This is a genomic window from Corallococcus sp. AB049A, assembly GCF_003668885.1.
In the GTDB taxonomy this organism is placed as follows: Bacteria; Myxococcota; Myxococcia; order Myxococcales; family Myxococcaceae; genus Corallococcus; species Corallococcus interemptor.
In genome coordinates, this window is the sequence record NZ_RAWL01000862.1 from 1 (window position 1) to 754 (window position 754).

General features: G+C 66.3%; 1 protein-coding gene. It reads left to right on the forward strand.

The genetic code is table 11. The features are described from left to right. On the forward strand, positions 1-754 hold a 754-nt coding region (locus D7X55_RS39965), incomplete at both ends, for a hypothetical protein (protein WP_199747360.1).

Consider the following 754-nt stretch of genomic DNA (forward strand, 5'->3'; position numbering starts at 1 on the left):
GGAACGCATTGAAGGCGACCGATGCCTTCAACGGCATGCTGGGCGCCATGCGCGGAGAGGCGTGGCGGGACGAGGTCGAGTGGATCCGGCTGACCCGTGGCGAGTACGCGGCCTGGATGGCTGAACGCGGCGCGGAGATCAACGCAAGGGGCGGCCCGGACAAGATGGACCCGGCCCAGCGCGCAGAGTTCAACAGGGATGCCGCGCGCAAGAAGGCCGACATCGAACGCAAGGCCCAGTTCCGCGAACAGCAGCAGGCCGCCCAGCAGTCGGTCAGGGGCGTGCACGAGCAGGCTGATGCGTACGCCGGGCTGATGGATCGCATCGAGAAGCAGATCGCCCAGGACCGGGTGCGGCAGAAGCTGAAGGAGGGGATGACAGAGGCGGAAAAGCTGCAGGTCACCCTCCTTGACGAGATGGAGCATGCCGAGAAGAAGCTCAGCGAGCAGAAGCAACTGCGGGTGAAGGCCTCGCTGGACGCCGCGGTGGCCCTGGCCAAGGAAGCGGCAGCCGCTGAAGCGTCGAAGAAGGCCCAGCAGGATCTGCTGAAGCTGCAGCGGGAGCTCCAGCAGGCGGCGCATGCACAGCAGCGCGGCAACGACCAGGCGCTGTTCGGCATCGGCCATGGCGCAGCGAGCGTGGATCGCATGCAACGCCGTTCCGCTCTGGATGAGGATCGGGACAATCGAAAGCGCGCGCTGGACGACGAGTCGCGTGGTGAGGACGGTAAGGTCATCGAGTCGGAGCGCTACAG